The sequence below is a fragment of the Baekduia sp. Peel2402 genome (genome assembly GCF_052567285.1).
Genome location: NZ_CP199582.1, coordinates 1,103,977 through 1,126,502, shown reverse-complemented (window position 1 = coordinate 1,126,502; position 22,526 = coordinate 1,103,977). Strand labels below are relative to the sequence as shown.

Here is a 22,526-nt window from a genome sequence, read left to right as displayed (position 1 = left end):
CGCGGTGGCGCAGGGCGGCTGCGGGTTTCTACGGAAAGCGTCAGCGGCGCGGCTCAGTCGACCAGGCCGTGGTCCAACGCGTAGCGCACCAACTCGGCGCGCGACGTGCGGCGCAGCTTCTGCTGGATGTGCGCGCGGTGCGACTCGACGGTCCGGACCGAGAGGAAGAGCTGCGCGCCGATCTCGGTGTTGGTGTGGCCGAGCGCGATCAACCGCAGGATCTCGACCTCGCGCTCGGTGAGGTCGTCGGGCGGGCCGGCGGGCTCCGGCGGCGCGGCGGCGATCTTCGCGCCGAGCTGCGGGTTGAGGTACACCTCGCCGGCGGCCGCGCGGCGGATCGCCTCGACCAGCTCGGAGTCGGCGCCCTCCTTCAACACGTACGCGTTGGCCCCGGCGGCCAGCGCGGTGCGCGCGTACTGCGGGTCCTCCTGCATCGTCAGGACGACGACGCGCGTGGCCGGCGCGTCGGAGGCGAGCGTGGGGAGGATGTCGAGGCTCGACGCGACGCTGCCGGGCATGTTGAGGTCCAACACGACCACGTCGGGCCGGTGCGCCTTGACGAGTCGCAGCGCGTCGTCGGTCGTGCCCGCCTCGGCGAGGACCTCGAGATCGGCCTCGGCGTCGAGCACCAGCCGCAGGCCGCGACGCACGACCGCGTGGTCGTCGGCCAACACGATGGAGATGCTGCCGTTCTCGTCGCTCATCTCGTCGGGCCATCGTAGCCGTACGCGCCAACTGCACAAATTCAGTGGGGAATATGGTATCTGTATCAAGATGCCCCACGCCCGACGCTTCCTGGTGGTCCACGGCTGGCAGAACCAGCGCCCGCAGGGGCACTGGCAGCGCTGGCTGACCGAGACGCTGCGCGACGCGGGCGAGCAGGTGCTCTACCCGCAGCTCCCGGATCCGGAGATGCCGTCGCTGGCGACGTGGAAGCGCGTGCTGCGCGACGAGCTGGCGATGCTCGGCGACGGCGAGCGGATCGTGATCTGCCACTCGCTGGGCTGCCTGCTGTGGCTGGCCCACGCCCAGGACGCGCGGCCTGAAGAGGCCGTCGACCGCGTCCTGCTCGTCTGTCCGCCCGGTCCGTCGACGCTGCCGCGCGAGCTGGAGGACTTCTACGCCGGGCCGTTCGAGGCGGCTGCGATCCAGCGCAGCGCCCGCCATGGCGTCGAGCTGGTCTGCACCGACGTCGACCCCTGGTGTCCGGAGGGCGCGGCCACGCTGTACGGCCGCGTCCTGGACCTGCCCGTGCACGTCGTCGAGGGAGCGGGACACCTCTCCCTCGACGAGGGGTACGGGCCGTGGCCGGCCGTCGAGCGCTGGGCCTTGGAGGGCGTGATGGCCGAGCCGGCGGCGGCGGCGCGCGCCGCGGCCTAGCCGAGATGTGAACAGGTCGTGAGCTTCGGTGCGGGTGCCCCGAACCCGGGAACCCGAACGGGCATGGGCTCCGATCTCCTGCTGGTCCTCGTCGTCGCCACGGCGCTGGCCTTCGACTTCACCAACGGCTTCCACGACACCGCCAACGCGATGGCGACGTCGATCGCCACCAAGGCGATCCCGCCGCGCGCCGCGGTGCTGCTGGCCGCGGTCATGAACTTCGCGGGCGCGTTCATCTCGATCGCGGTCGCCACCACGATCGCCAAGGGGGTGGTCGACAACGACGTCATCACCTTGGGCACGCTGCTGGCGGGGCTGGTCGGCGCGATCGCCTGGAACCTCGTGACGTGGCTGAAAGGGCTGCCGTCGTCCTCCAGCCACGCGCTGATCGGCGGGGTGGTGGGCGCGACGCTCGCCGCCCAAGGCGCCGATGCGGTCAACGGCAGCGGGATCCTGGAGCGCGTCATCGTCCCGGCGCTGCTGGCGCCGCTGATCGCGGGCGCGATCGCGGTCCTCGCGACGTTCACGGCCTACAAGTTGATGACGCGCTTTCGCGAGAGCACCGCGCAGCGCGGCTACCGGATCGGACAGATCGGGACCGCGTCGCTGGTCTCGCTGGCCCACGGCACCAACGACGCGCAGAAGACCATGGGCATCATCACCTTGGCCTTGATCGCGCACGGCTCGCTGTCGGGCGACGTCGACACGATCCCGTTGTGGGTCAAGCTCGCGTCGGCGACCGCGATCGCCGCCGGAACCGCGATCGGCGGCTGGCGGATCATCCAGACGATGGGCCACGGCCTAGTCAAGCTGGAGCCGCCGATGGGCTTCAGCGCGGAGGCCTCGGGCGGCGCGGTCCTGATGGCCTCGTCCTACTACGGCTTCCCGCTGTCGACCACGCACATCGTGTCGGGGTCGATCCTCGGCGCGGGCGTCGGCAAGCGTCTGGCCGACGTGCATTGGGGGCTGGCGGGGCGGATGGTCGCCGCGTGGCTGCTGACGCTCCCGTCGGCGGCGCTGGTCGCGGGCGTCGCCTGGTATCTGACCGACGGCCTCGGCGGTGACTCGGTCGGCCCGCCGGTGCTGTTCGGGCTCGCGGCGATCGGGGCCGTCGGCCTGTTCGTCGTCGCGCAGAAGCGTCCTGTCACCCCGGCCGACGTGTAGGAGAACGAGAAGACCATGCTCTTGGCGACGATCATCGACACCAATGCCTTCTTGCACGTCGCGCTCTACGGCGTGCTCGGCGCCCTCGGCCTCGTGCTGGCGTTCAGCGTGGCGCTCGTGGGGCTCGACCGCGCCGAGGATGGCGAGGCCCAGTGGCTGGTCCTCACCGTCCTCGGCGGCGCGGCGTGCGTCGCGCTCCTGGCGGTCGGGGTCTGGGCGATGACCCAGAAGTAGGCCTACGGCCTAAAGGCCTATGACTAGGCCGAGGCGCCCGCGGGCGTGGGATCAGGGCGGATCAGGACGGTGTCGGCCACCGGGATGATCTCGTCGCAGGGCAGGCCGGCGCGGCGGGCGTGCTCGCGCACGGCCTGCTCGCTGACGCCCTGGTAGACGCAGACCGTGCCGACCGCGCCCGCGCCCTCGTCGAGGACGTACGAGCGGATCCAGCGGACCTCGTCGGGCATTTCCTCGTTGCCGACACGGGCGGAGACGCCGGCGGCCGTCTCGAGGGCGGCGGCGTTCTCCCAGCCGTTGCGGCGCAAGATCACGTAGAGGTTCATGGTGTTCAGCAGCTCCTTGGGTGGATGGGGTGGAGGTGCTGCCGAAGGTACGGACGACCTGGACCGCCGACATCGGGCGTTCTGCCTATCTTGGCTCAAAGACCTAGGTCTAGGCGAGCCCGAGGCGGGCGGCCTCGGTGGCGGCTTGCGCGCGGCTGCGGACGCCGAGCTTGCGCAGGATCGCTGAGACGTGGTGGCCGACCGTGCGCTCTGAGAGAAACAGGCGACCGGCGATGTCGCTGTTGCGCAGGCCTTCAGCGACCAGCGCGAGGACCTCCAGCTCGCGGGCGGTCAGCCCGGCGGGGTTCTCGCGCGTGGCCGCGCGCGGGCCGCTGCGGACGACCACGCCGCGGACGCCGTCGGCGCGCAGCGAACGTGCGACCCGGGCCGCGGCGGCGCGGGCGCCGAGCTCCTCGAAGGCGTCCAGCGCGGCGCGGCGGGCGTCCTCGTCGTCGCTCTGGGCGCGGGCGAGCGCCGCCTCGAACGGGCAGCCGAGCGCGTCCCACGCCGCTGCGGCGGCCAGCGGGTCACCGGCCAGCTCCAGCGCGTAGGGCTCAGCGACGGCGCCGGGCGCCAGGTCCGGCACGTCCAGCCCGTGGCGGTGGCGCCAGATCGCGAGCTCGCCGCCGTTCCATGGGTCTTTGCGAGCGAGCGCTGCCGCTAGCGGCTCGGCGGTCTCCGCGTCGGTGTCGCCCGTCTCGGAGGACAGCCAGCGCGCTTCGGCCCGAGCCGCCACCGCCGGCACGACGCGCTGCGGCTCGCCGGTCGGCCGCGCCAGCTCCAGCGCCTCGTCGAGCGTCGGCCAGGGGTCGCCCTCACCGCGGCAGGCGAGCAGGCGGGCGTGGACGACCATCGGGTTGTGGCGGCCGCACGGCGCCGTGGCCGGGTGGTCGGCGACCGTCTGGGCGTCAGCGTCCGCAGTGGCCCAGTCGCCGCGGTCGAGCGCCAGCCGGGCGCGGTAGCCGATCATGTACAGGCGGAAGATCTCGAGGTCGCGGTCGGTCGCGTAGGCAATGCCCTCGTCAAGCAGGCGGCTCGCCGTGTGCACCTCGTGCTGCTCGACGGCGAACACCGCGATGTTGGTGTAGGCCCGCGCCGCGTGGTCGTCGAAGCCGTGCTGGAGCGAGATCGCCAGGCTCTCGGCGAGCTTCTCGTGGCTGCCGGGCTCGTTGCGACGCCGCCCGGCCGACCCGATGTTGTTGAGCGCGTGGGCGACGATCTCCGGCTCGTCGAACTGCTCGGCGAGCGCGAGCGCGCGCTCACCCCAGATGACCGCGCCGTCGTTGTCTTCGGCGAGCATCCGCAGCTGCGAGAGGTTGCTGTAGGCCATGGCCAACTCGCGCGACGGGCCGAGGCCTTCGAGGACGTCGATCGCCAGCGCGCCTTGCGTCTCGGCGGAGCGGTTGTCGCCCGAGTACCAGTGCAGGCGCGACAGCCAGCGGTGCGCGTCACCCTCGCCGCGGCGGTCGCCGGCGTCACGGCGGGCCTCCAGCGCGACAGTGTGCGCGGCGATCGCCTCGCCCATGCGGTCGGTCAGGTAGAGCTCGAAGGACTGGCGCTCCAGCAGCTCGGCCCGCTCCTGCGGCGGGAGCCCGTCCGCGGCGCTGACCGCGCGCTCGAAGTGCGCGGCGGCCTCGCGGTGGGAGCCGACGCCGGCGGCGCGCGCGCCCGCGGCGGGCGCCCAGCGCAGCACGGCCTGCTCGTCGCCGGCCGCCTCGGCGTGGTGGGCCATGCGCGCCAGATCGGGCCGGCGGTCGACCGCCTCGGTCAGCGTCGCCAGCGCGCGGGCGTGCAGCGTCGCGCGGCGGTGCGGTGCCAGCGCGTCGGCGATCGCGCGGCGGGCGATCTCGTGACGGAACGTGACGGTCTCGCGCTCGGCGAGCAGCATCCCGCACGCGATGCCGTCATCCAGCGCGTCGTCGGCCTCGTCGGCCAGCTCGCGCAGCAGCCACAGCTCGGCGCCGCCGGGCTCGATCGCGACCGCGTCCAGCAGTCGGCGGGCCGGCGGGTCCAGGCGCGAGGCGCGGGCCAGGACCGCGTCGCGCAGCGTCTCCGGGAGCCCGCCGCCCACGCCTCCGGCGGCCAGGACCTCGGTGACGAAGAACGGGTTGCCGCCGGTGCGGCGGTGCAGCGAGAGCGGGTCGACGCTGATGCCGGCCTCGGCGGCCAGCTCGGCGACCGAGGCCTCGGTCAGCGGCTTGAGCGCCAGGCGGTGGGCACTGCCGGGCGGCAGCTCGCCGAGTGCGATGCGCAGCGGGTGCGTGGCGTGCAGCTCGTCGGCGCGGTAGGTGACGAGCACGAGCGCCGGGATCGTGCCGATGCGCCGGCCGAGCAGGCGCAGGACGTCGAGCGTCGCCTCGTCGGCCCAGTGCAGGTCCTCGAGGATCAGCAGCGCCGGACCCTGCTCGCGGAGATGGGCGAGCAGCGCAGCGGCGACGTCGCCGGGGGCGGCCTCGCGGCCGATGACTTCGGCCAGCGTGCCGCCGATGGCGTCGGCGACGTCGACCAGCGGGCCGAGCGCGCGGGGCGTGCGCAGCGCGTCGCAGGCGCCCCAGAGCGCGTCGGCGTCGGTGACCGCGGCGAAGGTGCGCGTCAACGAGGTCTTGCCAACGCCGGCGTCGCCGCCCACGAGCACGAGGCGGCCGGCCCCCGACTCCGAGACGGTGGTCCAGTGCGCCGCCAGCGCTTCCAGCGGCGCCGCGCGCTCCAGCAGCGTGATCGAGGACGTGCCGATCGGCGCAATCTACGGGGCGCCTCCACCGCTTTGCGGGTGGGTAACAGCCCTAAGGGGGTGCGGTCGACCGAACCACGTCGTTCGGATCACGATCGTCACAGACGGGTGCGCTGCGGCGGGCTAGCGTGAGCGACGTGTCCCCACGCTTTCCCTCGTTCGTCGCCGACTTGCCGATCACCCGTGCGGCGCTGGACTTCGCGGCCGACCGCCACGACGGCCAGCGGCGGGACACCGACGGCGCGCCGTTCATCTTGCATCCGCTGGAGGTCGCGCAGCTCCTGCGGGGCCGCGACTACCCGGACGCGGTGATCGCCGCAGGCGTGCTGCACGACGTCATCGAGGACACCGACGTGCGCGGAGGCGAGCTGCGCGAGCGCTTCGGCGACGCGGTCGCCGACATGGTGGAGTCGGTCTCTGAGCCGGAGGGCGGCGGCACCTACGCCGAGCGCAAGGCGCGGTTGCGCGAGCGGGTGGCGGCGGCGTCCGCTGACGCGGCGGCGGTGTTCGCGGCCGACAAGGTCGCCAAGGCCCGCGAGTTCCGCTTGGGGTTGGTCCGAGCGGGTGGCGGGTCGGTGGTGGACGAAGACAAGCTTGATCACTATTGGGCATGTCTGGAGCTGCTTGAGCAGCGGCTCGGTCATGTGGCGCTGGTGCGCCAACTGCGGTTCGAGTTGGAGGCTTTGGACCTCCTGCCGCCCGCGTTTCACAGGATCTTGACGGACAACTCTCCGCGGTCCGCTTCCCTGATATGTGCAGCGCCGAGACCGACCCGCTCGTCGCTGTGGCAGGAACCCGTCGGTGCACCTTCTCCTCCACCACGGGATTCGAGGGCGCGTCGCGGCGGGCGGGACATCCGCCGCGACGCACGCCCTCGAAAGCGGGCCGATGGCGCGCCGCCGCCATCGGGTAAGGCGCCTGGCATGGGTCGCACCGCGCTGCTTGTCGTCGACATGCTCAACCGCTATGACCACGAGGACGCCGACCTCCTGCGCGAGTCGGCACGCGAGGCCGTACCGAAGATCGCGGACCTGATCGCTCAGGCGCGCGAAGACGATGACGTCACGTTGGCCTACGTCAACGACAACCACGGCGACTGGACGTCCGGGCGTGGAGGGCTGACGCGCTGGGCGCTGGAAGGCGAGGACCCGTCCCTGATCGAGCCGATCGCGCCGCCGAAGGACGTGCCGTTCCTGGTCAAGGCGCGGCACTCGGCGTTCTACGCCACCCAGTTGGAGTACCTGCTGCGCTCCGAGGGCGTCGACCGGATCGTGCTGACCGGCCAGGTCACCGAGCAGTGCATCCTCTACACGGCGCTAGACGCCTACGTGCGGCACTTCGACCTCGTCGTGCCTCGCGACGCGGTCGCCCACATCCATGAAGACCTCGCCGACGCGGCGCTGCGGATGATGGGACGCAACATGCGCGCGAGGTGCTCGGCGCGTGCGACGTCTTCTAGGAGGTGGCGGCGTCGTCGGGCCTGGCGCTGCCGGGCCGGCCGAAACGCGGCGGGACCATCGAACCATCCCGTGCGGTGCGCGGCTTCCAGGCCTCAGCGGGTGCGGACCGCAGGATGCGCGCGTAGCGGCGCACCAGCTCGGCCTGCGGATCGTTGCTCTGGCGACTGCCCGCGATGAAGCGCTGCTCGTCCTTCGACGCCAACTTTGCTGCCCTCCCCGAATCCCCGGTCAACGATGCGGACCATAACCGCCAACGGCTGTTCGGTATGCGCACACCGTCCGGCTCCTGACCTTTCTGTGTTTCAGAACGGCGGTGTGCCGTTTTCGGATGGACCGCCGCATGGGCGGCCGGGCCGACCGGGCAGAACGACGACATGGCCAAGGAGAGCTCGACGGACGAACGGCGGTTCACGCGGGGCGAGCGGCGCGAGGAGCGCGCCCCAGATGACCCCACCGACCTGCCGGGCCGCTCGTGGGTCGGCGTCCTCAAGCGCACGGTCAAGGAGTTCAAGAACGACAACCTGACCGACTGGGCCGCGGCGCTGACCTACTACGGCGTGCTGGCGATCTTCCCGGCGATCATCGCGCTGGTGTCGATCATCGGGCTGGTCGGGCCGTCGGCGACGCAGCCGGTGCTTGACAACCTCGCGGCGCTCGCGCCCGGGCCGGCCAACGAGATCCTGTCGGGCGCGGTCAAGCAGGTGGCGGGCTCGCGCGGCAGCGCGTCGGTCGCGTTCTTCATCGGGATCGCGACGGCGCTCTGGAGCGCGTCGGGGTACATCGGCGCGTTCGCGCGGGCGTCGAACGCGATCTACGAGGTGCCCGAGGGGCGGCCGTTCTGGAAGCTGCGGCCGATGCAGCTGGTCGTGACGGTCATCATGGTGCTGTTGCTGGCGGTCTCGGCGTTGGCGGTTGTCGTGACCGGCCCGGTGGCCAAGCAGCTCGGCGACGTCGTCGGCGCGGGATCGACGGCGGTGACGGTGTGGGACATCGCCAAGTGGCCCGTCCTGGCCGCGGTCGTCACGATCATGTTCTCGGTCCTGTACTTCGCGGCGCCCAACGTCAAGCAGCCCGGCTTCAAGTGGATCACGATCGGCGGTGCGGTGGCCCTCGTGGTCCTGCTGGTGGCCTCGGCGGCGTTCGCGTTCTACGTGGCGAACTTCAGCTCATACAACAAGACCTACGGGACGCTGGCGGGCGTGATCGCGTTCCTGGTGTGGTTGTGGGTCGCCAACCTCGCCGTGCTCTTCGGCGCCGAGCTGAACGCCGAGCTGGAGCGCGAGCGCGAGCTGCAGTCCGGCGAGGACGCGCTGCCCGAGATGCAGGTCGAGCTGCGCGACGACCGCAAGATCAAGCCGGACGACCTGCGCTGAGCTCCTCGCCGCAGGTGCGGCAGGTGAAGTGCGAGACGGGGTCGGCGTCGTGGTCGCCGTGCGGGAAGCGCGCGGTGCAGGCGTCGGCGTCCTCGAGGTTGGCGTAGGCCCACTCCTGGATCGACATCAGGATGGGCGCGAGCGCGCGGCCTTTGGCGGTCAGGCGGTACTCGGAGCGGGGTGGGCGCTCGCTGTAGGCGCGCTTCTCGAGGATGCCCTCCTCGACGAGGCGCTTGAGCCGGGCGGTGAGGATGTCCCGCGGCGCGCCGGTTGCGCGCTGGATGTCGCTGAAGCGGCGGTTGCCCCAGAACTGCTCGCGGACGATCAGCAGCGACCAGCGCTCGCCGATGACCTCGAGCGCGTCGGCGATCGCGCAGGGGCGAGGGAGGGCGGTGGGGTCCGGAGCGGCGGCCATGGGCGGTGTCGCCAGCCTACCGCGATGGCGGTTTGGATTTCCAACCGAGTGCGCTAGGGTGCGCCCGGTCGGGTAGTTGGTTGGAATCTCAAACCCTAGGAGAACGACTGATGCGTGAAGCGGTGATCGTCGATGCGGTGCGGACCCCGATCGGGCGAGGGAAGGCGGGCAAGGGTGCGCTGAACCCGATCCATCCCGTCGACCTGCTGGCGCACTCGTTGCGTGAGCTCGTCGCGCGCACCGGGATCGACCCGGAGCGGATCGACGACGTGATCGGCGGCTGCGTCGACCAGGTCGCCGAGCAGGCCATGAACACCACGCGGTACGCGGTCTTGGCGGCGGGGCTCCCGGAGTCCGTGCCGGCCACGACCGTCGATCGCCAGTGCGGGTCCTCGCAGCAGGCCGTGCACTTCGCGGCCCAAGGCGTGATCGCCGGCGCCTACGACGTGGTGATCGCCTGCGGCGTGGAGTCGATGAGCCGCGTGCCGATGTGGTCCAACGTGCCTGAGGGTGCCGACCCGTTCGGCCCGGGCGTCGCGGCGCGCTACCCGGAGGGCTTAGTGCCGCAAGGGATCAGCGCCGAGCTGATCGCCGCGAAGTGGGAGCTGCCGCGGTCCGAGCTGGATCGCTTCGCGCTGGAGTCCCACCGGCGCGCGGCGGCGGCCACCGAGGCGGGCGCGTTCGCCGAGGAGCTCGTGCCGATCGACGGGATCGCGCGCGACGAGTCGATCCGGCCGGAGACCACGTTGGAGGCCTTGGCCGGGCTGAAGCCGGCGTTCGAGGACCCGGCGATGGCGCAGCGGTTCCCGCAGATCGACTGGCGCGTGACCGCGGGCAACTCCTCGCCGACCAACGATGGCAGCGCGGCGGTGCTGATCATGGAGGCGTCGGTCGCCAAGGTGATGGGGTTGACCGTGCGGGCGAAGTTGAAGTCCTTCGCGGTGGTCGGCGACGACCCGTTGTACATGCTGACGGGCGTGATCCCGGCGACGGCCAAGGTGCTGGAGAAGGCCTCGCTGAAGTTGGAGGACATCGACCTGTTCGAGGTCAACGAGGCGTTCTCGTCGGTCGTCCTGGCCTGGCAGCGCGAGACGGGCGTTGACCTGGACAAGGTGAACGTCAACGGCGGCGCGATCGCGCTCGGGCACCCGCTGGGCGCGTCGGGCGCGCGGATCACGGCGACGCTGGTCAACGCCATGGAATCGCGCGGCGGGCGGTACGGGCTCCAGACGATGTGCGAGGCGGGCGGCCTGGCCAACGCGATGGTGTTGGAGGCGGTCTAGGCGCCGGTCGCCGTGGCGCACACGTCCCAGAGGCGCGCGCGGTCGCTGGCCGACTCGCGCGTCCATGGGACGTAGTGGGTCGGTTGCGGCGCGCGGTCTAGCCAGAAGCGCCCGCTGTTGCGCAGCGGCTCGGCCGCGGCGCCGAGCCAGACGATCGTGTCGGCCCCGGCGCGCGCGTCGCGCAGCAGCGGGCGCATCACGCGCCGGAAGCCGGGCAGCGACGCCTGTAGTCCGGGCGTGTCGGCCCAACCGGGGTGCATCGCGTGGACGACGGTGCGTGCGGGATCTAGGCGCTGCGCCCACAGCTCGGTCAGGACGACCTCGGCGCGCTTGGTGTTGGCGTAGGCGCGGGTGCCGCTGAAGTCGTCGGCGTCGCCCGCCTCGCCACGTGCGAGCAGCGCGTCGACGTCGAGCTTCTTGGTGTACATGCCGCCGGACGAGACGTTGACCACGCGCCGCGTGCGACCGGCGAGCAGCGCGGTCAGCAGAAACGGCCCGAGCACGTTGGTGGCGAACGTCAGCTCGTGGCCCTCGTCGGTGCGCGTCAGCTTCGGCGGCAGGACGCCGGCGTTGTGGACGAGGACCTCGATCTCGGCGGGAAGCGCGGCGGCGAGCGCGCGCACGTCGGCCAGGGAGGAGACGTCGCAGCGCGCGACGGTCGACGCGTCCGGGCCGATCTCGGCGCGCACGCGCTCGCCGCGCTGCTCGTCGCGCACGACGAGGATCACGTGGGCGCCGAGTGCCACGAAGCCCGCGGCGGCGGCCTGGCCAAGGCCGGAGGTCGCGCCGGTCACCACCGCGACGCGGCCGTCCATCTGCGGCGGCGGGGTGAAGCGGCGTGCGCGCAGGCAATGGCCGAGGTTCGTGTAGCCGAGGAGGCCGAGCATCACCAGGAGTACGGACCCGTCCAGTGTTCGGACTCACGGGTTGCAGGACCGCGAGGGTCCGGCCGATGGACTGGGAGATGGTCCTTCGCCCCCGTTGCCTGCCCGCCGCTCTCTTGTTGTGCCTGCTTGCGCTCGTCGCGGCCGTGCCGACCGCCTCTGCCGATCACCGGCACGACGGCGACGGCGGCGGCTACGTCGACGACGGCACCTACGACACCGATGGCGGCGGCTATTACGACGATGGCTCCTCGGAGTACGACAACGGCGGCTCGGTGCCGGTCACGACGACCGAGCCGACCGACACGAACGTCGAGCAGGACGCGCCGTACACCGACGACGACACGCTCGATCCCGAGCCGGCGCCCGCGCCTGTACTGCCGACGGTGCCGGTGACCAAGACGGTCCTGGGCACGGTCGCCAAGCTGCGGACCGACGGCAAGGCGGCGATCCCGCGCGGCGCGCCCAAGCGCGTGCAGGCGCTGATCGCGGCGGCCAACCAGATTGTCGGCAAGCCCTACAAGTGGGGCGGCGGCCACGCCAAGTTGATCGACAAGGGCTATGACTGCTCCGGCGCGGTCAGCTTCGCGCTGATCGGCGCGGGGGTCCTGAGCTCGCCGATGGTCAGCGGGACGCTGGCGAAGTGGCAGGTGGCCGGCGGCGGCAAGTGGCTGTCGATCCACGCCAACAAGGGCCACGTCTACCTCGAGGTCGCGGGCCTGCGGCTCGACACCTCGCCGGTCGGCGACCCGACGCGTCGTAGCGGCGTGCGCTGGCGGCCGGTGATCGGACGTCGGGCGGGCTTTCACACCCGTCACGTCCTGGGGCTGTAGCCCCGAGGAGGGTCGGACGCCGCCGCGGTCTGCGACGACGCCCGCCTCTCTCGAAGCGACTAGCCCTTGACGGCGTTCTTGAACGCCGAGGCGGCGCTGAACTTCGGCGCCTTGGACGCGGCGATCTCGATGGTCTCGCCGGTCTGCGGGTTACGGCCCTGACGGGCGGAGCGCTCGGCGACGGTGAACTTGCCGAAGCCGGCGACCGACACCTCATCGCCTGCGGCGACGCGGGCGGCAACGGTCTCGAAGACCGCCTCGACCGCGCGCTTGGCGTCGGCGCCGCTCAGCTCGGTCTGCTCGGCGACGAGCGCCGTGAGGTCCGTCTTGGTGATGCTGGCCATGATGGCTTCTCCTGTCTGTGCACGGCGTGTTGCCGGAAACGAGCGGACAGGCTTACAGACGGGGAGGCCGGAATGACGGCTCGACCCCCTCCCGAAGACCGTTTCGGCCGGTCTTTGGGGTTGAAAACTCGCCGTCTAGGCCAGCGTTTCGGCGGTTTCTGCCTAGATCCGACAGCCGCTGACGTCAGGAGACGGTCGGCTTCGAACGCGAATTTTCGCCTTCTAGACCGCTCAAGAACGACCAAAAGGCGGTCTGCTGGGGCGGGCGATGGCGGTCCGGAAGGCGCACGGCGCGCAGCTCACGGGCCAGGTTCAGGCCCTTGACGGGGAGCGCGTGGAGGGTGCCGGCGCGGACGTCGGCGGCGATCGCCAGGCGCGAAAGGAGCGCGAAGCCGCCGGTGGCCAGCGCGCGCTTGACGGACTCGGTGGAGGCGACCTCGAGCATCGGCGCGAGCGTCACACCGGCCTCGGCGAGCGCCGTCGCGGCGACCGCGCGGGTCCCGGATCCGGCCTCGCGCGCCAGCCACGGCTCGTTGCGCAGCTCGCGCGCCGCGACGGTGCGGCGCCGGTCCCAGCGGTGGCCGCGGGCGACGACCGCGACGATCTCGTCGCGCTGGACGGTGATCGCCTCCAGGCCGTCGAGCGAGTCGTGGCCTTCGACGAACCCGAGCGCCGCCTGCCGCGTGCGGACGGCGTTGAGGACGGTGGGCGAGTTGACGACGTCGATCCGCGGCCGGATCGTGGGGTCGCGGCTGCGGAACGCGGCGATCCACGCGGGCAGCAGGTACTCGCCGATCGTGTGGCTGGCGGCGAGCAGGAGCCCGTCGGCGCCGTCGACCAGGCTCTCGCGTGCGGTCGCCAGCGCGGCGAGCGCCTCCTTGGCCGGCGGGTAGAGCCGCTGCGCCGATGCCGTCGGCGTCAGCCCGAGCCGGCCGCGGTCGAACAGGACCGCGCCGGTCCGCTTCTCCAGTGACTGCACGCGCTTGGTGACCGCCGACGGCGTGAGGCCGAGCGCGTCGGCCGCGCCGTGCACGGTCCCGGCCTCGAACGCGGCGACGAACGCGACGAGGTCGGCGGAGGAGAGCGGGTGCGGATCCATTCAGGTTGCATGGTGCCACGAAGAGTGTTTCCAGATCGGAAACGCCGCGCGCGCGATCGGAATGGATCGAGGGCGTTGGGCAAGGCAAGGTGGAGGACATGGACACGGATGCCATCGCCCTCGCCGAGCCGCCGCTGCTCACGCCGCCGTCGGAGTGGTTCGCCGTGGCGGAGCGGGAGAGCGCGGCTCGGCCGGCCGCCGCCGTGGTGATGCCGTCGTGGTTCGCCGCGGCGATGGGAACCGGGATCGTGGCCGTGGCGCTGGAGCTGCTGCCGGTGCGGCTGCCGGGCGCGGAGGTCGTGGCGGCCGGGCTGTGGGCGGTCGCGGCGATGGTGCTGCTCGCGTTGGCGGTCGCCGTGGCGGTCGTGCCGCGGCGGCGCCTACGGTGGCGGGCCGCACTGACCGATCCAGCGATTGCGCCGGCGCTCGGCGTGCCGCCGATGGCGGTGCTGACCGTCGGCGCGGCGACGTTGCTGGCCGGAAGGCACGTGCTCGGCCTGGAGTCGGCGGTCGTCCTGGCCGGAGCGCTGTGGGCGGTCGGGACGGCGGGCGGGCTCGTCGCGGCGGTCGCCGTCCCGGCGGCGATGGTGACGCGGCACCGGCTGCGTCTGGACGACGTGTCGGGCGTCTGGCTGCTGCCGGTGGTGCCGCCGCTGGTGTCCTCGGCGACGGGCGCGGCGCTCGTCGCGCACGTGCCTGCGGGCGAGGCGCGGCTCGACCTGCTGATCATCTTGTACGCCTTGTTCGGGCTCGGCCTGCTGGCGGCGCTGCCGACCGCGGGACTGGTGTGGGCGCGGCTGCTCCTGCACGGGCCGGGACCGGCCGAGCGGGCGCCGGCGATCTGGGTCGTGCTCGGGCCGCTCGGTACGTCGATCACCGCGGCGAACCTGCTTGGCGCGGCGTCGGTCCACGTCGTCACGGCGCCGACGGCGGGCGCGCTCCAGGCCTTCGGCCTCGTCTACGGCCTGCCGGTCGCGGGCTTCGCGGCGCTGTGGCTGGCGCTCGCGATCGGGCTGACCCGCCACCACGCGGCGCGCGATGGCGTGCCGTTCTCGGCGGCGTGGTGGAGCTTCGTCTTCCCGGTCGGCACGCTGGTGACCGGCATGTCTGAGCTGGCCGTCCGGACCGACTCGGAGCTGCTGCGCGGCGTGGCGCTCGTGCTCTTCGTCGGTCTGGCGGCCGTCTGGGCGGTTACCGCGGCGCGGGCGCTGGCGGCGGCGGGCCGCGCTCCGGCAGGCCGTCTGCGCCGTCGCCCGGCATGAGCCACGGCGAGACCTCCTGACGGCGGCCGAGCAGCGCGGCGCGCTGCACCGCGGAGGTGCCGAAGCGGTCGCGGATCGCGTCGGTGGCGGCGTCGAGCGCGGCGGGGTCGCGCAGCGGGGGCGGAGCGCGGTGGCCAACGGGGTGGGGCAGCGCGGCGTGGTCTGTGGGGATGGGGAGTTGGAGCTGGACGCCAGCCGCCTCGGTGCGCTCCAGGTTGGTGAGCGTGATGCCGAGCAGCGTCAGGCCGCGGCGGCGGATGCGGTCCTCTTCGGAGGCGAGCAGGACGCGCAGCGCGTGGAGGATCGGCGCGGATGCGGCGGTGGGGTGGGCGAGCGTCGTGGAGCGCGTGGCGCGGGTGTAGTCGCCGAAGCGCAGGCGCAGGACCACGGTGCGGCCGATGCGCTCAGCGCGCCGCGCGCGGCGGGTGACGCGGTCGACGAGGCCGGCGGCGATCGTGTCCAGCTCGGCCGGCGTGCGCTGCCGTGAGCCGAGCGCGGACTGCGAGCCGATCGAGCGCCGGCTGCGCCCCGAGCGCACGCGACGCGGGTCGCGGTTGTGGGCGATCGCGTGGAGCTTGCGGCCGGCGGCGCGGCCGAGGAGGTCCACGGCGTCGGGCTCGGAGAGCGCGGCGAGCTGGCCGACGGTGCGCACCCCGGCGGCGTGCAACCGCTTCTGCGTCGCCGGCCCGACGCCCCACAGCGCCTCGACGGGCAAGGGGTACAAGAACTCCTTTTCGCGCCCGGCGGAGACGATCCGCAGGCCGTTCGGCTTGGCCGCGTTGGAGGCGACCTTGGCCAAGTGCTTGGTCGACGCGACGCCGATCGACAACGGCAACCCGACCTCATCGCGCACCCGCCGCCGCAGCCGCACCGCGATCTCGCCCGGCGTGCCGAGCCCGATCTTCTCCAGCCCGCGCACGTCGAGGAACGCCTCGTCGATCGACACCGCCTCGACGGTCGGCGCGGTGTCGCGGAAGATCTCGAAGACCGCCTTGCTCGCCTCGACGTAGGCGCTGAACCGCGGCGACACGACGATCGCCTCCGGGCACAGCCGTCGCGCCTTCGTCCCACCCATCGCCGACTTCACACCGAACCGCCGCGCCTCATACGACGCCGCCAGCACCACGCCCGGCCCGACGATCACCGGCTTGCCCCGCAGCGCCGGATCATCCCGCTGCTCAACGCTTGCGAAGAAGGCGTCGAGGTCAGCGTGGAGGATCGATGCGGACACGAACGCATGTTCGCATTGCGGCCGGGTGGTGGCAACCCTCAGACTTCCGGCCATGCTCGGTCAGACGATCCCCGCCCTGCCGGTCGCCGACGTCCCCGCGGCCGTCGGCCACTACCGCGACGCCTTCGGGTTCGAGGCGCTGCACGCGGAGGGCGACTTCGCGGTGATCCGGCGCGACGGCGCGGAGCTGCACCTGTGGGGCGCGACGGACGACGGCTGGCGGACCCGCGATGGGTTCGCCGAGCGCCCGGTCCGCTCGGGCGGCGAGTCGTTCCTGGCCGGCACGGCGAGCTGCCGGATCGCGGTCGAGGACGTCGACGCGCTCTACGCCGAGCTGGCCGGGACGGGCGTGGTCCATCCCACGTCGCGCGACGGGGTCACCGTCACGGACTTCGGGACGCGCGAGTTCGCGACCCTCGACCGTGACGGCAACCTGATCGCCTTCTTCCGCTGGGTCAGTTGAGCCCGGCGGCCGTCACCTGCTGCTCGACGTAGGGCCCGAGCGACTCGGCGAAGACCGAGGTGAGGTGGTGGATGTCCTTGAAGACGAGCGCGCCGCCGACGACCGGGAAGCACTTGGTCGAGGTGCAGATGTAGCGGGTGATGTCGATGGTCTTGACGCGAGAGCCGCCGAAGTGCGCGGCGGCGACGGCCTGCGGGTCGCGTTCGAGCGCCCGTCCGCGCGGCTGGGCGCAGGCGGCGCCGGCGTCGCGGTGCTTGTCCAGCGCGGTCTGCACGCAGTCCATGGTCGCGCTGCGCATCTTGGGCGTGTCGCGGAAGACCATGATGTGCGCGACGGACTTCGGCAGCGCCTTCCAGGCGTTGGCATAGCCATTGACTTGGGCCTGCCACTGGTTCTTGCCCTTGGGCACGACGACCTCGCCGCCGGTGTGCGCGCCGAAGAACACCGTGTCGACCTCCGGGTGGGCCTTCAGCCACTTGCCGACCTGCTGCTTCCACTCCACGCACTCGGTTCGGCCCGGCTCGTCGATCACCGCGGTCGCGGCGGAGTACGGGCAGCTCGTGTGCGTGATCGACAGCCCGCGCCAGCCCTTGTCCTTCACCAACACGGCCATCGCGGAACGCCAATGCGACGCGTGTGAGTCGCCGATCAGCGCGACGGTCCGGACGCCAGGACCTGCGGGCGCGCCAAAGGCGCAGACGCGCACGCGGCCCTTGGTCTCGACGACCTCGCACGGCGCGTTGTCCATCTTGGGTGCCTGCACGGGCGTCGGCACGACCGACTTGGACAACTTGCCCACGGCGCAGTTCCGGTGAGGCGCGCGGGCCGCCGCACCAAAGCACTTCGGCTTGTGCGCGAGGGTCTTCTGCGTCACGGCCGCGGCTTGGGCGACCTCGGTGCGGACGTGGTCGGTTCCCATGCCGGCGATCGCCAGCACCGCGACCGACGCGGTCAGCGCGCCCGCGAACGTGAGCCGTCCGCCGTGGGCACCGAGCATCCGGCTGAAGCGGACCGGGTCCTCGACGAGGCGCTTGGAGAGCAGGGACAACAACAACGTGAGCATGATGATCGCCAGTCGGGTCGGGGTGTCGAGGGCGTGCCCGAGCGCGTAGGGCGCAAGGACGATGAGCGGCCAGTGCCAGAGGTAGATCGCGTAAGAGAGGTCGCCGACGTGCTGCGCCGGCCGCGCGCGCAGCGGCGCGAGGACGTCGCCCGCGCGGATGACGGCGACGGCGCCGAGGACGGGCAGAGCGGCGGCGATGCCCGGGAACGGGGTGGCCGTGGAGTACGCGAAGGCGGCGACGAGGATCGCGGCCAGCCCGCCGAGGGCGAGCGCGGCGCGTGCGGCACGGGTGTGGTGAGGGGAGAGCGCGGGAGCGAGGCGTCGCGCCAGCGGCGTCGCGGGGGCGAGAGCCAGGAGCGCGCCTGCTCCCAGCTCCCACCCGCGCGTGGTCGTCGCGAAGTACGCGTCGGCCGGGTTGGCCGCGGTGTGCAGCACGGAGTAGACGAGGCTCGCGAGCGTCACCGCGGAGAGGACCACGCCGAGCGCGACGCGGCGCAGGCGGCCGCGGGTGACCATCGCCACCGCGCCGATCAGCACCGGCCACACGAGGTAGAACTGCTCCTCGACCGCCAGCGACCAGAAGTGCTGGACCGGCGACGGCGAGTCCTCGGCGTGGAAGTAGTCGACGGCCGCCGCGGCCAGGTGCCAGTTCTGCACGTACAACGCGGAGGCCTTGAAGTCGCCGAAGAACTGCTGCCACTCGGTGAGCGGGACGACCAGCGCGGTCGCGGCCGCGCAGCACGCGACCACGGTCAGCGCCGCGGGCAGGATCCGCCGCGCGCGGCGCGCCCAGAAGTCGCGCAGCGAGATCAGGCCCGTCGCGTCGAGCTCGCGCAGCAGCAGCGACGTGATCAGGAAGCCCGAGATCACGAAGAACACGTCGACGCCGACGAAGCCGCCCGGAACGTCTTCCGGCCACAGGTGCCAGGCCACCACCAATGAGACGGCCAGCGCGCGCAGCGCCTGGATCTCAGGCCGCACGCCGTGGCGCGGCGGGACCGGTGGGACCGCTTCAGTTGTATGGGCACGCGGCAGCGCCGCGCCACGGGGCGCGGGCACGCCGACGAGCACGCGGCGCAGTGCCGTCACGTCCATCGTCGTCGACCTTCCATCATTCGGGAGGGGGTGATCTGTGAACGGACCAAGCGACCCAAACGTCGCGCTGTTGTGTCTGGCGATACCGATCTGTATCGTCGCCGTCACCATGCGCGCCCTGACCTACGCCGGCCCTCGGGACCTCCAATGGCGCGACGCGCCTGACCCGGCGCTCGCCGGCGACGGCGAGGCGATCGTCCGCCCGCTCGCGGTCGCCACGTGCGATCTGGACGCGATGATCGTCGGGGGCGTCTCCCCGTTCCCGGCGCCGTTCGCGATCGGCCACGAGGGCGTCGGCGAAGTGGTGGACGTCGGTGACGCGGTGGAGACGGTGAAGCCCGGCGACCGCGTGCTCGTCCCGTTTCAGATCTCCTGCGGGACGTGCGGCGCGTGCCGCGCCGGGCGCACCGGCAACTGCGAATCCGTGCCTCTCGGCTTGACCTACGGCTTCGGCTTCGGCCCTGAGCTGACCCGCTACGGCGGCTTCCTCAGCGACCTCATCCGCGTTCCGTACGCCGACGCGATGCTCGTCCCGGTCCCGGGCGGCGTCGCGTCGATCGACGCCGCCTCGGCCTCCGACAACATCACCGACGCCTACCGCGCGATCGTGCCGCACCTGCGTGCCCGGCCCGGCGCGCCCGTGCTGATCTGCGGCGGCGCGCTGTCGGGGTCGATCGGCCTCTACGCCGTGGCGCAGGCCCGAGCGCTCGGCTCCGAGGATGTGCTGTATGTCGATGCAGACGAGCGGCGGCGCGGGATCGCGGCTGCGTACGGCGCCCGCACGCTGGACCAGGTCCCCGACCGGCTCGACGAGCGCTTCCCGATCACCGTCGATGCCGCCGCCACGACCGAGGGCCTGGCGCTCGCGCTCAACAGCCTGGACCGCGACGGCGTCTGCACCTCGACCGCGATCTACTTCGACCCCAACACGATCCCGCCGTTCCCGTTGTTGCCGATGTACGTGATGGGCAGCACGTTCGTCACCGGCCGGATCCACGCCCGCCACGACGCGCCTGCGGTGCTGGATCTACTGGCCGACGGGACGCTGGACGTCGCGCCGGTCACGACCAAGGTGGTGTCCTTTGACGAGGCCGCTGACGCGTTGTTGGAGGACTACGTCAAGTTGGTCCTCACGCCGTGAGCGCCGCGCGCGACCGCGTCCTTGCGACCGCCTCGCGCCTCTTTCACCGCGAGGGCATCCGCGCGGTCGGCGTCGATCGGATCGCCGCCGAGGCCGAGGTGGGCAAGATGACGCTCTACCGCCATTTCGCCACCAAGGACGAGCTCGTCGTCGCGGTGCTCGAAGGGCGCGACGGCCCGGCGCGCGCTGCGCTCGCCGCGGCGATGGAGCACGCGGGCGAGGATCCGGTCGCTCGGCTGCTGGCGCCGTTCGCGATGCTCGAGCCGTGGTTCGCGAGCCGCGGCTTCCGCGGCTGCCCGTTCATGAACGCCTCGCTTGAGTTACACGACCCCGGCCACCCGGCGCGCGCGGTCGCGCGGCGCCACAAGGCGGCGACGCGCGACGTCTTCGCGGTGGCGGCGGGGGAGGCCGGCTTCGACGACGCGCGCGCAAGCGCTCTCGCCGACCAGCTGGCGCTGCTCTTCGACGGCGCCATCGCCCAGGCCCAGATGCGCGACCCGCAGACCGTGGCGCGGGCCGCGCTCGCGGCGGCTCAGGCGCTCGTGTCGTCCGGCAGCCGCCAGCCCGGCCCGTCCGATGCGGCCAGCGCGTCCGCCGCGCCCGGGCCCCAGGAGCCCGGCTCGTAGGGCAGGATCTCCGGCGGCTCGGCCAGCAGCGGCGCCGCGCGCTCCCACAGCAGCTCGATCTCGTCGCCGCGCGTGAACAGCAAGCGGTCGCCGAGCATCACGTCGTGCAGGAGCCGCTCGTAGGCCTCCAGCCCGCCGCCGCCCAGCGCGCGCTCGACGTCCAGCCGCAACGCCGCCGGGGTGACCTCCAGCGCCGGTCCCGGGGCCTTGACGCGCACCTCGATCAGGATCTTGGGGTCGTCCTCCAGCTCGAAGACCACTTCATTGGGTCGTTCGTGCGGCTCCGCGCGCGGCAGCAAGTCGACGTGCGCCGAGTCGCGCAGCGTCACGGTCACCACGCGCCGGTCCTGCGCCATCTTCTTGCCGGTGCGCAGCAGGAACGGCACGTCCTGCCAGCGCTCGGCGTCGATCCACGCGCGCAGCGCGACGAACGTCTCGGTCTCCGAGGACGGGTCGACGCCGTCTTCCTCGCGGTAGCCGGTCCACTGCCCGTAGACCGCGTCGTCGCGCGTGAACGGCCGCAGGTGGGCAAACGCCTTGGCCTTGGCGTCGTGCAGGTCCTTGGGGTCCAGCGAGGCGGGCGCGTCCATCGCCACGAAGCCCATGATCTGCGCCAGGTGCGTGACCACCATGTCGCGGAACGCGCCCGTCTCCTCGTAGAACGACGCGCGGCCCTCCAGCCCGAGCGTCTCGGGCACGTCGACCTGGACCATCGCCACGTGGCGCCGGTTCCAGATCGGCTCCAACAGCCCGTTGGCGAAGCGCAGCGCGAGGATGTCCTGCGCGGCCTCCTTGCCGAGGAAGTGGTCGATGCGGAAGACCTGCTCCTCGTCGAAGACCTTGTGCACGGACTTGTTGAGGTGCTTGGCCGACGCGAGGTCTGACCCGAACGGCTTCTCCATCACGATGCGCGAGCGCTCGTCGGCCAGCCCGTCGACGGCGTCGAGCATCTCGACCATCGGCTCCATCGCCGACGGCGGCACGCTCATGTAGAAGAGCGTGCGCGACGTCTCACCCAACGCCTGGCGCGCCTCCTGCACGGCGCGGCCGAGGTCCTCGCCGTCGTCGGCCGAGGAGGTGACGAACGACACGCGGTCGCGATGGGGCTCCCACTCCTCGCCGGGCGGCCAGGCGCCGTCGGGCGCGTGGCGGCCGGAGCCGATCAGGCGCCAGTCCTCCGGCATCAGCCCCGCGGCGGCCAGGTGCAGGAGGCCCGGCAGGAGCTTGCGGGCGGCCAGGTCACCGGTGCCTCCGAAGAGGACCAGGACATGGGGATCGGGGGCGTCGTTCGCGGAAGCGGTCACGTAAGCGCGCTACCCGTTTGGGCGACCGTGCTCTACTGGTCTTCGACATGGATGGGGTGGTTCGTCTACTGGAGGTCGATCCGGACCTCGGATCAGGCTTGGATCCGGACGCCTTCGCGGCGGCCCGCGACGAGCTGCTCGTGCGCACCATGGAGGCGCCGCGGGGCGGGTGGGACCTCGATCACGCTTGGGCGGCCACGGGCGCCGAGCTTGGCCTGCTGATGCTCGACGGCGTGATCGCGCGCGACGCGGGCGTCGGACGGCGCGTGAGCCTGGAGATCCTCGGTGCCGGCGATGTCATCCGGCCGTGGCCGAAGGACCGCCACGCCGAGGCGCTGAAGGTGCGGTTGCGCTTCAACGTGATGGAGCCGGTCCGCTTCGCCGTGCTCGACGCCGGTTTCGTGGCGCGCGCCGCGCGCTGGCCGCACGTGATCGGGCAGGTCACCGAGCGCGTGATGGGCCGGGCGACGAGCGCGTCGCTGCGGCTGCTGATCCACCAGGTCGTCCGCATCGACGACCGCGTGCTGCTGTCGCTCTGGGGCCTGTCGGAGCGCTTCGGCCGCGTGACGCCCGAAGGCGTGCTGATCCCGGTGCCGATCAACCACACCATGATGGCCCGCTTCGTCGGCGCGCAACGCCCGACGGTCAGCCAGGCGGTCGGCGAGCTCACCCGACGGGGCGAGGTCGAGCGCCTGGAAGACGGCGGCTGGCTGCTGAAGGGCGCCTTCCCGGAGCGCGCGATGGGCGAGTCGCCGGAGGGGTGAGGGGCGCGGGGGCGCCGGCGCCGCGGGTGGTGCGGGGTTGTGCGGGGCGTT

22 protein-coding genes are annotated in these 22,526 nt (G+C 72.5%); 12 read left to right on the top strand and 10 right to left on the bottom strand.

Annotated features, from left to right (window positions below):
* Positions 1-53 precede the first annotated feature (53 nt).
* Positions 54-704, bottom strand: coding sequence for a response regulator transcription factor (locus ACT01A_RS05590; RefSeq protein WP_445151253.1), 651 nt, complete (start codon positions 702-704; stop codon positions 54-56).
* Positions 705-774: 70 nt separating this feature from the next.
* Here ACT01A_RS05590 and ACT01A_RS05585 point away from each other — a divergent pair, with 70 nt between their 5' ends.
* The 3 genes from ACT01A_RS05585 to ACT01A_RS05575 all read left to right on the top strand — a co-directional run bounded on the left by ACT01A_RS05585 (position 775) and on the right by ACT01A_RS05575 (position 2,778).
* Complete coding sequence (locus ACT01A_RS05585) at positions 775-1,380, top strand: RBBP9/YdeN family alpha/beta hydrolase (RefSeq protein WP_445151252.1); 606 nt, start codon at positions 775-777, stop codon at positions 1,378-1,380.
* Between the two features lie 63 nt (positions 1,381-1,443).
* Complete coding sequence (locus ACT01A_RS05580) at positions 1,444-2,544, top strand: anion permease (protein ID WP_445151251.1); 1,101 nt, start codon at positions 1,444-1,446, stop codon at positions 2,542-2,544.
* A gap of 15 nt (positions 2,545-2,559) precedes the next feature.
* On the top strand, positions 2,560-2,778 hold the full coding sequence (locus ACT01A_RS05575; RefSeq protein WP_445151250.1) for a hypothetical protein: 219 nt from the start codon (positions 2,560-2,562) through the stop codon (positions 2,776-2,778).
* A gap of 23 nt (positions 2,779-2,801) precedes the next feature.
* Here the strand turns inward: ACT01A_RS05575 and ACT01A_RS05570 are convergent, their stop codons facing one another.
* Positions 2,802-3,104 (bottom strand): DUF4242 domain-containing protein, encoded by a 303-nt coding sequence (locus tag ACT01A_RS05570; RefSeq protein ID WP_445151249.1) that lies wholly within the window; start codon positions 3,102-3,104, stop codon positions 2,802-2,804.
* Between the two features lie 109 nt (positions 3,105-3,213).
* The gene (locus ACT01A_RS05565; protein ID WP_445152800.1) at positions 3,214-5,787 is read right to left on the bottom strand and encodes an ATP-binding protein; all 2,574 of its coding nucleotides are present in this window, start codon (positions 5,785-5,787) and stop codon (positions 3,214-3,216) included.
* Between the two features lie 185 nt (positions 5,788-5,972).
* On the opposite strand from ACT01A_RS05565, the gene ACT01A_RS05560 reads away from it, so the two are divergent.
* Together ACT01A_RS05560 and ACT01A_RS05555 are read left to right on the top strand one after the other, a co-directional pair.
* A complete protein-coding gene (locus ACT01A_RS05560) occupies positions 5,973-7,472 on the top strand; it encodes an isochorismatase family protein (RefSeq protein WP_445151248.1) in 1,500 nt (499 codons plus the stop codon).
* Between the two features lie 197 nt (positions 7,473-7,669).
* The gene (locus ACT01A_RS05555; RefSeq protein ID WP_445151247.1) at positions 7,670-8,668 is read left to right on the top strand and encodes a YihY/virulence factor BrkB family protein; all 999 of its coding nucleotides are present in this window, start codon (positions 7,670-7,672) and stop codon (positions 8,666-8,668) included.
* Here ACT01A_RS05555 and ACT01A_RS05550 read toward each other — a convergent pair.
* Complete coding sequence (locus tag ACT01A_RS05550; RefSeq protein WP_445151246.1) at positions 8,646-9,083, bottom strand: winged helix-turn-helix transcriptional regulator; 438 nt, start codon at positions 9,081-9,083, stop codon at positions 8,646-8,648. The genes ACT01A_RS05555 and ACT01A_RS05550 overlap by 23 nt on opposite strands.
* Before the next feature lie 110 nt (positions 9,084-9,193).
* Here ACT01A_RS05550 and ACT01A_RS05545 point away from each other — a divergent pair, with 110 nt between their 5' ends.
* Positions 9,194-10,366: a thiolase family protein gene (locus ACT01A_RS05545; protein WP_445151245.1), complete on the top strand. Its 1,173-nt coding sequence runs from the start codon at positions 9,194-9,196 to the stop codon at positions 10,364-10,366.
* Here ACT01A_RS05545 and ACT01A_RS05540 read toward each other — a convergent pair.
* Positions 10,363-11,253 carry an SDR family NAD(P)-dependent oxidoreductase gene (locus tag ACT01A_RS05540; protein WP_445151244.1) on the bottom strand — a complete coding sequence of 297 codons (891 nt, stop codon included), beginning with the start codon at positions 11,251-11,253 and terminating at the stop codon, positions 10,363-10,365. The genes ACT01A_RS05545 and ACT01A_RS05540 overlap by 4 nt on opposite strands.
* Before the next feature lie 65 nt (positions 11,254-11,318).
* Here ACT01A_RS05540 and ACT01A_RS05535 point away from each other — a divergent pair, with 65 nt between their 5' ends.
* A complete protein-coding gene (locus ACT01A_RS05535) occupies positions 11,319-12,083 on the top strand; it encodes a hypothetical protein (protein WP_445151243.1) in 765 nt (254 codons plus the stop codon).
* A gap of 59 nt (positions 12,084-12,142) precedes the next feature.
* On the opposite strand, the gene ACT01A_RS05530 is transcribed toward ACT01A_RS05535, so the two are convergent.
* Both ACT01A_RS05530 and ACT01A_RS05525 read right to left on the bottom strand, forming a co-directional pair.
* Entirely contained in the window at positions 12,143-12,427 is a 285-nt protein-coding gene (locus ACT01A_RS05530) for an HU family DNA-binding protein (protein ID WP_445151242.1), read from the bottom strand.
* 184 nt (positions 12,428-12,611) lie between these two features.
* Positions 12,612-13,526 (bottom strand): LysR family transcriptional regulator, encoded by a 915-nt coding sequence (locus ACT01A_RS05525; RefSeq protein WP_445151241.1) that lies wholly within the window; start codon positions 13,524-13,526, stop codon positions 12,612-12,614.
* Positions 13,527-13,624: 98 nt separating this feature from the next.
* Between ACT01A_RS05525 and ACT01A_RS05520 the strand changes: the two genes are divergently transcribed.
* Positions 13,625-14,788 carry a C4-dicarboxylate ABC transporter gene (locus tag ACT01A_RS05520; RefSeq protein WP_445151240.1) on the top strand — a complete coding sequence of 388 codons (1,164 nt, stop codon included), beginning with the start codon at positions 13,625-13,627 and terminating at the stop codon, positions 14,786-14,788.
* Here the strand turns inward: ACT01A_RS05520 and dinB are convergent.
* Positions 14,718-16,073, bottom strand: coding sequence for a DNA polymerase IV (gene dinB / locus ACT01A_RS05515; protein WP_445151239.1), 1,356 nt, complete (start codon positions 16,071-16,073; stop codon positions 14,718-14,720). The genes ACT01A_RS05520 and dinB overlap by 71 nt on opposite strands.
* Between dinB and ACT01A_RS05510 the strand changes: the two genes are divergently transcribed.
* Positions 16,072-16,482: a VOC family protein gene (locus ACT01A_RS05510; RefSeq protein WP_445151238.1), complete on the top strand. Its 411-nt coding sequence runs from the start codon at positions 16,072-16,074 to the stop codon at positions 16,480-16,482. The genes dinB and ACT01A_RS05510 overlap by 2 nt on opposite strands.
* On the opposite strand, the gene ACT01A_RS05505 is transcribed toward ACT01A_RS05510, so the two are convergent.
* Complete coding sequence (locus tag ACT01A_RS05505; RefSeq protein ID WP_445151237.1) at positions 16,475-18,640, bottom strand: acyltransferase family protein; 2,166 nt, start codon at positions 18,638-18,640, stop codon at positions 16,475-16,477. The genes ACT01A_RS05510 and ACT01A_RS05505 overlap by 8 nt on opposite strands.
* Positions 18,641-18,749: 109 nt before the next feature.
* Here ACT01A_RS05505 and ACT01A_RS05500 point away from each other — a divergent pair, with 109 nt between their 5' ends.
* Both ACT01A_RS05500 and ACT01A_RS05495 read left to right on the top strand, forming a co-directional pair.
* Positions 18,750-19,781, top strand: a complete 1,032-nt coding sequence (locus tag ACT01A_RS05500; RefSeq protein WP_445151236.1) for a zinc-dependent alcohol dehydrogenase — start codon at positions 18,750-18,752, stop codon at positions 19,779-19,781.
* Positions 19,778-20,407 (top strand): TetR/AcrR family transcriptional regulator, encoded by a 630-nt coding sequence (locus ACT01A_RS05495; protein ID WP_445151235.1) that lies wholly within the window; start codon positions 19,778-19,780, stop codon positions 20,405-20,407. Before ACT01A_RS05500 ends, ACT01A_RS05495 begins: the two co-directional genes overlap by 4 nt.
* Here the strand turns inward: ACT01A_RS05495 and ACT01A_RS05490 are convergent.
* Complete coding sequence (locus ACT01A_RS05490) at positions 20,314-21,711, bottom strand: glucose-6-phosphate dehydrogenase (RefSeq protein WP_445151234.1); 1,398 nt, start codon at positions 21,709-21,711, stop codon at positions 20,314-20,316. The genes ACT01A_RS05495 and ACT01A_RS05490 overlap by 94 nt on opposite strands.
* Positions 21,712-21,758: 47 nt before the next feature.
* Here ACT01A_RS05490 and ACT01A_RS05485 point away from each other — a divergent pair, with 47 nt between their 5' ends.
* Positions 21,759-22,475 (top strand): helix-turn-helix domain-containing protein, encoded by a 717-nt coding sequence (locus tag ACT01A_RS05485; protein ID WP_445151233.1) that lies wholly within the window; start codon positions 21,759-21,761, stop codon positions 22,473-22,475.
* Positions 22,476-22,526: the final 51 nt, after the last annotated feature.

Bases quoted from the DNA above. Each gene is read 5' to 3' on its own strand.
- ACT01A_RS05525 (WP_445151241.1), bottom strand. From the start codon at position 13,526: ATGGATCCGCACCCGCTCTCCTCCGCCGACCTCGTCGCGTTCGTCGCC.
- ACT01A_RS05590 (WP_445151253.1), bottom strand. From the start codon at position 704: ATGAGCGACGAGAACGGCAGCATCTCCATCGTGTTGGCCGACGACCAC.
- ACT01A_RS05575 (WP_445151250.1), top strand. From the start codon at position 2,560: ATGCTCTTGGCGACGATCATCGACACCAATGCCTTCTTGCACGTCGCG.
- ACT01A_RS05555 (WP_445151247.1), top strand. From the start codon at position 7,670: ATGGCCAAGGAGAGCTCGACGGACGAACGGCGGTTCACGCGGGGCGAG.
- ACT01A_RS05585 (WP_445151252.1), top strand. From the start codon at position 775: ATGCCCCACGCCCGACGCTTCCTGGTGGTCCACGGCTGGCAGAACCAG.
- ACT01A_RS05505 (WP_445151237.1), bottom strand. From the start codon at position 18,640: ATGGACGTGACGGCACTGCGCCGCGTGCTCGTCGGCGTGCCCGCGCCC.
- ACT01A_RS05540 (WP_445151244.1), bottom strand. From the start codon at position 11,253: ATGCTCGGCCTCCTCGGCTACACGAACCTCGGCCATTGCCTGCGCGCA.
- ACT01A_RS05550 (WP_445151246.1), bottom strand. From the start codon at position 9,083: ATGGCCGCCGCTCCGGACCCCACCGCCCTCCCTCGCCCCTGCGCGATC.
- ACT01A_RS05545 (WP_445151245.1), top strand. From the start codon at position 9,194: ATGCGTGAAGCGGTGATCGTCGATGCGGTGCGGACCCCGATCGGGCGA.
- dinB (WP_445151239.1), bottom strand. From the start codon at position 16,073: ATGGCCGGAAGTCTGAGGGTTGCCACCACCCGGCCGCAATGCGAACAT.
- ACT01A_RS05530 (WP_445151242.1), bottom strand. From the start codon at position 12,427: ATGGCCAGCATCACCAAGACGGACCTCACGGCGCTCGTCGCCGAGCAG.
- ACT01A_RS05580 (WP_445151251.1), top strand. From the start codon at position 1,444: ATGGGCTCCGATCTCCTGCTGGTCCTCGTCGTCGCCACGGCGCTGGCC.
- ACT01A_RS05570 (WP_445151249.1), bottom strand. From the start codon at position 3,104: ATGAACCTCTACGTGATCTTGCGCCGCAACGGCTGGGAGAACGCCGCC.
- ACT01A_RS05500 (WP_445151236.1), top strand. From the start codon at position 18,750: ATGCGCGCCCTGACCTACGCCGGCCCTCGGGACCTCCAATGGCGCGAC.
- ACT01A_RS05520 (WP_445151240.1), top strand. From the start codon at position 13,625: ATGGACACGGATGCCATCGCCCTCGCCGAGCCGCCGCTGCTCACGCCG.
- ACT01A_RS05535 (WP_445151243.1), top strand. From the start codon at position 11,319: ATGGACTGGGAGATGGTCCTTCGCCCCCGTTGCCTGCCCGCCGCTCTC.
- ACT01A_RS05510 (WP_445151238.1), top strand. From the start codon at position 16,072: ATGCTCGGTCAGACGATCCCCGCCCTGCCGGTCGCCGACGTCCCCGCG.
- ACT01A_RS05485 (WP_445151233.1), top strand. From the start codon at position 21,759: ATGGATGGGGTGGTTCGTCTACTGGAGGTCGATCCGGACCTCGGATCA.